This window comes from Hyalangium sp. (genome assembly GCF_035629615.1).
GTDB lineage: Bacteria > Myxococcota > Myxococcia > Myxococcales > Myxococcaceae > Hyalangium.
Genome location: NZ_DASPHO010000870.1, coordinates 1 through 8779 on the forward strand (window position 1 = coordinate 1; position 8779 = coordinate 8779).

At 62.2% G+C, this 8779-nt stretch carries 6 protein-coding genes and 1 pseudogene; 1 reads left to right on the forward strand and 6 read right to left on the reverse strand.

Features of this window, described 5'->3' with window-relative positions; all coding sequences use genetic code 11:
• Window positions 1-247: 247 nt before the first annotated feature.
• Window positions 248-1057, forward strand: a complete 810-nt coding sequence (locus VD972_RS43590) for a hypothetical protein (protein WP_324995721.1) — start codon at window positions 248-250, stop codon at window positions 1055-1057.
• A gap of 156 nt (window positions 1058-1213) precedes the next feature.
• Here the strand turns inward: VD972_RS43590 and VD972_RS43595 are convergent.
• The 6 genes and pseudogenes from VD972_RS43595 to VD972_RS43620 form a co-directional block, all read right to left on the reverse strand.
• Window positions 1214-1558 (reverse strand): annotated as a pseudogene (locus tag VD972_RS43595) (IS4 family transposase); the annotation flags it as partial.
• A gap of 294 nt (window positions 1559-1852) precedes the next feature.
• Window positions 1853-2497: a hypothetical protein gene (locus tag VD972_RS43600; RefSeq protein ID WP_324995723.1), complete on the reverse strand. Its 645-nt coding sequence runs from the start codon at window positions 2495-2497 to the stop codon at window positions 1853-1855.
• Window positions 2498-2499: 2 nt separating this feature from the next.
• The gene (locus VD972_RS43605) at window positions 2500-4173 is read right to left on the reverse strand and encodes a hypothetical protein (RefSeq protein ID WP_324995725.1); all 1674 of its coding nucleotides are present in this window, start codon (window positions 4171-4173) and stop codon (window positions 2500-2502) included.
• Between the two features lie 77 nt (window positions 4174-4250).
• Entirely contained in the window at window positions 4251-4799 is a 549-nt protein-coding gene (locus tag VD972_RS43610; protein WP_324995727.1) for a hypothetical protein, read from the reverse strand.
• A 163-nt stretch (window positions 4800-4962) separates the two neighbouring features.
• Window positions 4963-5400 (reverse strand): hypothetical protein, encoded by a 438-nt coding sequence (locus tag VD972_RS43615; protein WP_324995729.1) that lies wholly within the window; start codon window positions 5398-5400, stop codon window positions 4963-4965.
• 1690 nt (window positions 5401-7090) lie between these two features.
• The gene (locus tag VD972_RS43620; RefSeq protein WP_324995731.1) at window positions 7091-8632 is read right to left on the reverse strand and encodes a peptide MFS transporter; all 1542 of its coding nucleotides are present in this window, start codon (window positions 8630-8632) and stop codon (window positions 7091-7093) included.
• Window positions 8633-8779: the final 147 nt, after the last annotated feature.

The following is an 8779-nucleotide window of genomic DNA, read 5'->3' on the forward strand; positions in this document are numbered from 1 at the left end:
CCGCAGCACCAGCGCCCCGGCTTCCGCCGTCAGCCGCTCCTCTCGCGCCTCCAGCCGAATCGAACCGTTGAACTTCAGCGCAAAGTCCTTGAGGATTTCACCCATGACGCGCCTCCTGGCGGGGGTAGCGGGTTGCCTGAACAACTCCCCTCTACACTCGGCGGATCGGGCGCGTCATCCTACTTCTTGGGTCACCCCTCTTCCTTCTGACGAATAAGGTAGGCTAAATGACCCTCGCTGGCGCGAGGTGTTTCTTCTCGTTGCAGGACTTATCGGCAAGGCAGATGGCCTGCTGACCCGCATGCTGGCATCAGCCAGGAACTTACTAGTTTCTGCTCCCAGAACTTTCCAACTTCTGCGCTGGGTACACCAATCAGTTCACTCCGTACGAGATGTACGACTGAACACTGCACGCCTTGCATTCTCACTCAGCGTCCCCCTTGCCTTCGACCACATCATCGAGCGCGCCTACAAAATCGCCTCCACTCGTGACATGAAAGTTGATTCCAATTACGAGGTCACCCACCCCGACCGCGCCGTTACAACTGCCCTTGAGTTAACTCTTGAGCTCGATCGCGACTTCAATCCCAGCCTCTTGCATAGCGTTCAGGATGTGTGCTCACTCGCTAACGATCCTACTTTCGCTGCCACCCTTACTTCCGTCCCTCGCAAGCCACAAGAGATTTTCGAAATATTTCTCGAAAACACAATGATGCCCCTGTGCGAGAAGCTCACCGCATCTCGTTATTTCAGTGTCGACTTCTTTCAAACAGCGCTGCGCTTCTATCACCTACGCCCAACATTGAATGCCGCTCGCGGACTACAGGATCAGTCCTATAACCTCTTAACCACCATTTTGAGGCTTCCTCAAGAGCTTTGCCCGATGAGACTCAGAGAACTTGCACCATTGCAGGCATATCTAAACGCTTGTCAGCTAATTCTCTCATCCCGCAAGGCCGCCACAAGCGTCAGTCGGGCTACCTGGGACGACCTTTGCGCCAAGCTATTCACCGCACCTGATGAGCCATTCACTGCGTTTTCGATCAACGAGGATTAGAGCGCCTAACGAAGTAAGGCTTTGAGGGCCATCGGCAGGGTGCACGGATGAGCGCACCATGAGCACCGCGGGCCCATGGCTCAAGCTCTCGTACCGGTCGCGCTGCGGGAGCAAGTGGCTTCGCTGCTCCTGGTCCCCAGATACTGAGGTATCCCCTCACATGAGCCCGAAGACTCCGCAGAACACGGGCTGCTCCCTAACGAGTTGAGCGAAGCGCTCGAGGAGGGGACGAAGCCTGTGGTCTGGCATCTTGGGAATGGCTTCGTAGTACATGCAGCCCTGGCGGAACAGTGAGTAGGTGCGGCGCTTGACGGTGTTGGCTTTGAGCTGGCGCTCCATGCCCAGGCTCTCCCCGGCGGCGACTAACAGAGTCAGGAGGGCACACGCCAAGGCGCTGAGCAGCAACAGCCTATCCCTGCGCTCTGGCTCAGCGATGCTCATCGAGGACAGGCCCATGCCAAACCTCAGGTCCTTGGTGTCACGGAAATTCTCTTCAAAAGTAGCCTTGCCACTCTTCGTTCTCCAAGAGGAGGCCATTGACCTCATCATCACAGCGGGTCAACAGAGGACATTGGGTGCCAGTGGAGCCAAGAACGAGTTTTCCACAACGGGTGAATGCAGCGGCCAGGAGTGGGTCGACCGGCATTCCGCACAGCCTCTCGCCTGAGTGCGGAGGAGAACGGCCAGCTGGCAGCGTCTCTACAGGCACACCGCGCCTGCGCACGACCTCCAATAAGCGATTCAGACCTGATCGATCGTAGGCTGGCATGGACGACCAAGGAGCGAACACGGCATTCAAGGTACTGCCTGAACAACCTTAGAGATCCATTCACGACTCTCCTCGGTCTTGATCAACCAGTTGAATCGCCCGGCAGACATTGCATCGACCATGGACCGATCACGCGCAACAACGTCCAGGATGCTCTCTGGGAAACGTAAGCCTATGCGACGCTCCGCAACAAATTCTGGCTCGAGGACCGCTCGCTCCAGATAGATGGAGAACGTCCTGAAGAACTCATCGACATTGGAAGCGACAGGCAGTACTTGATCGCCTTCGTAGCCGTTGATGAAGATAACGGGTTGGAGCCCTCTTGAGTCGGCCAAACTCGGAACGGTCGCAAGATAGTATGCCAACAACGGGACCTGTCCGAACAAGAGTGAGGAGACGTAGGGTTCATCTCCAAGAACACGCATCCCCTTGTTGATGCGCTGAAGTACATTTTCATCCCCCTGCAATGGATAGGTCTGAAAATCCCCCAGCATGGCTCCGTTCGTTTCCCTATAGAGGGCAGACAACATCGGGTCGAATGGCTGCCCGAGGTATGTCTCACCAGGCCCGGAGACTGTATTCGCCGGTGGTAGGATTTCCAACGGAAGTCCATGGCGCTGACAGACCGCCTTCAGTTTCTGCAAGCCCGCCAATTCGATTCTTGCGCTCACTCTTACCTCCCAACACCAGCGAACAGCGACTCTAGCTCCGCAAGTGCTTTCTGCGCTGATCGCACGAGCATCTCCTCGGAAGCAGGCACGTCTCGAGTATTGCTATACCAACGCTCAAAGTGTTTCTTAACGATCTTCTCAACCGCCTCGACCTCAGTGGCAGTCGCCCTTGCGCCAGCACGCTGCGTATATTCTCCCCAAACCCTGTTGATGAGCCGATGCACGCGTGGCTCCACTGCAACAAGGTTGTCCATGGCGTTGATGTCTCTGGCCGGGAAGAAATGCGCAAAGTCCAATGGGATCCGATGATGTACATCAACAGGTCCCTTCAAGAGTTCTTTGAGTCTCTTGACGAGATCGGGATGAATCTTGAGGAAATCCTCTCGCGCAAGCCTACGCAGTTCATCCTTCGCGCCCGAGCTCAACTTAGCAGAGGCAAGCCCATCCAGGCGGGTCAAGAAAGCTCGGACTTCGTTGCGCTCGCCAATTGTGAGCGCCTCCAGGCCTTGAGTTTCCGCTTTGGCCATCAGCCGGGCAAAGGCTTGTTTTTCGGCAGGGGACGCCCGAACGAAAAGAGAGCGGAACCACCCGACCGCATACGTGCCGCCCTTTGTCAGCATCCGGGCGATCACTGGCGTCGCCGCTTTCACCACCACCGCCAGACCTCGCGTCGCCCACCCTGCCACCACAAAGAGCGCCACCTGCTCCGCGCCAAGGATCCCCATGGTCTGGAAGCCCTCTCGCGTCTGCTCGCGCCACTGTCGCTGGATCTGCTCGTGCATCGCCCGGTACTCCAGCGCCACCTCGGCGTTCTGGGGCGCAGGCGGGGGTGGACGCACCACCTCCGCGGCCACGATCTTCCAGCGCGACAGCCCACTCCCCGCGATGTGCTCGCCCTCCCACTCCAGCCGCACCTTCCGAGGGCCCATTCCTTGGGTGAAGGGCGCCAGCACGTTCACCCATGTGCCCACCGTCTCCGGCGCCGCCCTCACGGACTTGCCCCCCGGCAGCGAGCGCGGCGGGCGGGTCTCCAGGCCCCCTACCCGCTCGTCCTCCAGTTCCACCTCCACCTGCCACCGCACCTGCGCTCCCTCGGGGGCCCACACCCTGGAGGCCACCTCACGCCCCGTGGCGGCCAGGCGCTCCAGCACCTCGACGCGGACTCCCACTTGCTGGATCGGCCATGTCTTGGCCTCCAGCGGGAACTCTGCCCCGGTGTCCAGGTGGAAGTCCGCCCGCCAGCGGTGCTCCTCTCTGCGCAGCACAAGGCGCAGCAGCCCTGCCGCTCCCTCGGCGTAGGGGGGCAGGCTCTCCCGCAGGCCGCTCGCGAAGGACTCCTGCTCCAACACGCTTCCCAGGCCCCTTCCCCACTCGGGCCTGCGCAGGGACAGCAAGGAGAAGGCTCCGCCCTCCGCCCAGTAGCTGAACTCCAGCACCGCTCCCACTTCCCTCACCTCGCTGGCCACGCCCCACATCCCCGCCAGCGCCGACTCGAGCTCGGCACGCCGCGCCTCCTCCAGTTCCTCCCACTGCGAGCTTCCTGGAGTGGGGCCCCGCTGCTCGACAGGACTGCCGCTGCCGCCGGTCCCCCCCTGCGGCACCGTGGCGCACCCGTTCATCAGCAACTGAGCCACCAGCACCCAGCTCAGCGCTCTCCAGCCACGCCTCACTCGCATATGTAACCCCTCCTCGCTCTAACTCGCCCCTCCATGACCAACCCCTCTCAAGACTCTCCACCATGGCGCTGCACTTCTCACGGATTTCGCCGGGCTGACTGAATCTTTCCCACCCAATCGCGAATGGCGCGTGCGGAAGCTTCGTCCCCCGAGTACATCCATGGATCAAACTTCCCTGCACGGATCATGACTCCCAGTGCAGCATCCGCAGCAAGGAGCTCCGGAACCTCCCATGGAAATGCAACCGAAGGCACTTGTCGCACCTTGAAATCCGGTTCGTCCGCCACGACATCCAGATATCGAGAGACCGTTTCGAAGAAGCGATTCACGTCCGATGCGATGGGAAGTGCGTATATCTCTTCGTATGGATCGATCCAGATGACAGGCTGGAAGCCCTCATCGCCCACCAGCTCTGGCAGAGTCGCATAACAATAGCGCATGTCTCTGCCAAACACGACAGGCCTATGAAAACGCTCAGGCCAATACTTTCTTGAATCTTCGTTCTCTATCACGAGGCCGCTCACTTCATCATCACATCGTATCAACAGCGAGTGCGACGGGCTGAGCGAGAGCTTTCCAAAGGTCGAGAATGCGGCGGCCAGGAGCGGATCGAATCGCTGGCCCATGAACAAGGCCCCTGCCTTGGGCGCGGCCCCCCCCAGGCGGCAAGCTGTCCACGGAGATGCCATGCGCTCGACAGACCTCGAGCAGACGTTTGAGCCCAGGCAACTGCTGGCTTGTATCCATGGTGTCGCTTGTCATCGGCTCCTCAGAAGCATCTCAAGCTCTTCAGCGGTGCTCTTCTCTCCGCAGCGTCAGGCGCATCAACCCCGCCGTCCCCTCGGCGTAGGTGGACAGGCTCTCACGCAGGCTGCTCACGAAAAACTCCTGCTCCAGCACGCTTCCCAGGCCCCTTCCCCGCTCGGGCCTGCGCAGGGACACCAACGTGAAGGCTCCGCCCTCCGCCCAGTAGGTGAACTCCAGCACCGCTCCCATCTCCCTCACCTCGCTGGCTACGCCCCACATCCCCGCCAACGCTGACTCGAGTTCGGCACGCCGTGCCTCTTCCAGTTCCTCCCACTGCGCGCTTCCAGGAGAGAGGGCCCGATGATCGACAGGACTGCCGCTGCCGCCGGTGCCGTCCAGCGGCACCGTGGCGCACCCATTCACCAGCAACTGGATCACCAGTACCCAGCTCAGTGCTCTCTGTGCAGGCTTCGCGCGCATGTGCCTCCCCTTCCCGCACTGTGCGGTGCTCGTCCTCACATGGTGTGGTTTCTACCCACTACATCCTGATCAGCCCTGGCCCTCGCCCATCCTTCGGCGGCTAAATCCCTGAAAGGACTGAACCTGCCTTCTCGTCGCCACTTCTAACCAGTTAGAAGTAGCCCCCTGCCCACTCGCCACTTCCAACCAGTTGGAAGTGGCCTCCGGCACCACTTGGCCACTGCTAACCAGTTAGCACTGGGCCACCTTCCTGCCCTACCCACTGCTAACCTATTGAAAGAACTGGCTCCCGGTTCCACTCGTCAGTGCTAACCGGTTAGCACTGAGCTCGACCCCATCGTCAGTGCCCACCAGTGGGCAGTGGACCTCAGCCCCCTTCGTCAGTGCCAACCCGTTGGCAGTAGGCCTCCGATCCCCCTCGTCAGTGCCAACCCGTTGGCAGTAGGCCTCCGACCCCCCCTCGTCAGTGCCAACCCGTTGGCAGTGGACCTCCCCCTCCCGCCGATGCAACCACCGCCTGCCGGTTTGATGAACGCTATGGGCTTTACCTCCCAAGTCGGGTTGAATGAGACTACCTGTACGGTCTTCTCTTGTCTGGAGGTACCTTCTTGGAGACTGCTCACGCGATGCACCCGGCCTCCCTTCCTCCTGGCTCGATCGTCGGCTCGTGGCGCCTGCGGGCTAGGGGCTCCCAGGGCTCCTATGGCGTCGTCTTCCGCCGGAGGACTCCATCGGGACTTCAGCTGGCGACAACCTGCGAGGGCCCTGAGGCGGACCGGCCCATCGGCCTGCGCATGACTCCCACCCAAGCTGAGCCAGAGGCTCCGCCCTTCCCACCACGAGCGGTTCTTCCGTGGCACGTGTGGTTCCGCGCCACGGCCATGGGCGTGTTGCTGGTGGCCGGTGGGGGAGGCCTGCTCCATGCCCTGCTGGAACAGTCCCCCTCAGCGAGCGCGAGGGAGCACGCTCAGGCGGCGCTGTCCCCTGCCGAGGAGAGTGATACCTCCGGCCTGGGGGAAATCACCCTCCCGGAGCCCCCGAGCACCCCGGAGCCCATGCCCCCGAGGAGGAGCCTTATGATCCCAAGGGATCTCGTTCCGGGGCAGACCCGTACGGAGGCTACGAGGGTGAGGAGGAGCCCCGGGGCGAGATCATCCCCCGCACGTGGGAGGAGCGCTCGGGAGCTTCAGACTCCAAGGCGCCGCGCATCCTTCTCGAGTCCGTGGGGGGTTTTTGGTTGGGGCTTGCGGGCACCATTCCAGGGGCTGTGGTCCTCTGGGGGTCGTTCTGCCTGGATTGCAGCGAAGGGGCAGACGCCATCCTGGCGTCGCTGGGACTGGCGTTCGTGGGCATGTCGGCCGGATCGGCGGTCGGGGTCTACGCGATCGGGAAGCTGATGGGAGGTGAGGGGCGATTTCTCCCGGCGCTCGTCGGCGCGACGCTCGGAAACCTGGCGGGCGGTGCCACCGCGCTCCTCCTGGGGCTGGCCAGCGGAGATGCCTATTGGATCGTGCCCCTGCTCACGTTTCCCACCCTGGGAGCGATCATCGCCTATAAATGGTCCCACTCGGTGGAGAGCGCGAGCAAGGCAGCAACAGACGCAGTGAGCTCGAGCCGGGTGAACAACCCCGGCTCGAGGGGAGAACGCAAGGCGGAGAGGCCGCTCCAACTGAGAGAGCGGCCGCTTCCGTTACGAGCTGGCGCCGCCCACGGCGGGTGCCTGCTCCGGCTGCATCGCCTTCTTCAGCGGCCTGTTGAACAGCGCGATGGCGATGCCTGCGGCGATCCCGAGCACCATGAGCATCAGGAAGAACGTCTCCTTCGACATCGTCGTGTAGAACTGACCGATGTAGCCCGAGAGGAAGTTGCCCGCGAAGCTCGACAGGAACCACATGCCCATCATCAGCGAGACGATGCGCACGGGCGCCACCTTGGTCACCAGCGACAGGCCCACGGGCGACAGGTAGAGCTCACCCACCGTCAGCAGCATCGTGCAGAAGATGGGCCAGAAGAGGCTGCCCGAGCCATCGCCCACGATGCGGGCGCCCAGCACCATCACGACGAAGGAGCCGCCGAGGATGAAGCAGCCAATGGCCATCTTCGCCACCGAGGACGGCTCCGTGCCCGCCTTGTTCTGCCGGGCCCAGAAGCGATCGAGGAACGGCGCGAAGAGGAAGATGAAGAACGGATTCACGGACTGGAACCACGTCGAGGACGCCCACTCCGGCCACTTCGTCTTCTCGTCGGCCCACGTCTGCATCGTGTTGCCCTGCTGCTCGTAGACCGCCCAGAAGACGATGTTGAGCATGCACAGCGCCACGAGCGCCCACACCCGGTTCCACTCGTTGCGGGTCAGCTTCTCCTTCGGGGCCTGGGCCGCGCCCGTCTTGCGATCCTGCAGCGTGTCCGGCGCGAGGTAGTTCTTGCCGAGGAACTGCACCACGAGGCCGATGCACATGCCGATGCCCGCGGCGAGGAAGCCATAGCGCCACCCATAGACGGCCGCCAGCGTGCCGCAGACGAAGTTGCAGATGAACGCGCCGATGTTGATGCCCATGTAGAAGATGGTGAAGGCACCGTCGCGGCGCGAGTCCCCCGGCGGGTAGAGGCTGCCCACCTGCGTGGAGATGTTCGGCTTGAAGAAGCCGTTGCCGACGATGAGCAGCAGCAGGCCAATGAAGAACAGGTTGTCCGAGCCGAAGAGCACGAACTGCCCCGCCGCCATCGTCGCCGCGCCGATGTAGACCGCCTTCTTCTGGCCCAGGTACCGGTCGGCCATCAGACCGCCGAACACCGGCGTCAGGTAGACGAGACTCGTATAGAGGCCGTACAGCAGCGAGGCGTTGGGCTCCACGCTGCACTTCTGGGTGGCGATGGTCGTTGCCAGCTCGGCGGCCATGCCCGCGTTCTCCGCGACCAGGGCCTTCACCTTCTCGCCGACGCACTGCTGGAGCGCCGCCGGCTCGATCGTCGGGAGGAACGACTTGACGAAGCCCCAGCCGATCACGTCATCCGGGTTGCCCACCCCGTCGTACGCCTTGCCCTGGAGCGTCTGGCGCACGGAGATGAACAGGTAGTTCACCATGTAGAGCTTCAGCAGCCCGCGCATGCCGTAGTACGAAAAGCGCTCCCACATCTCGGTGAAGAAGAGGACGAAGAGACCGACCGGGTGCCCCATGAACTCGCGGTTCGTGGGAGGTCCCTTCCATTCAGCGGGTGAGGCAGATGACATGCAGTCTCCTTGGGTCCGTGGGCGTCGGGGGTGCAACTCAACACTGCCCGCCTCAACCCCGCAAGCCAGGACGTCATGGCACCCCCTCCCAAGTAGGAAGTCCCCTCCAGCCCCCCGAAGTCCCAGACCCGCCCTCCCCTGACACAC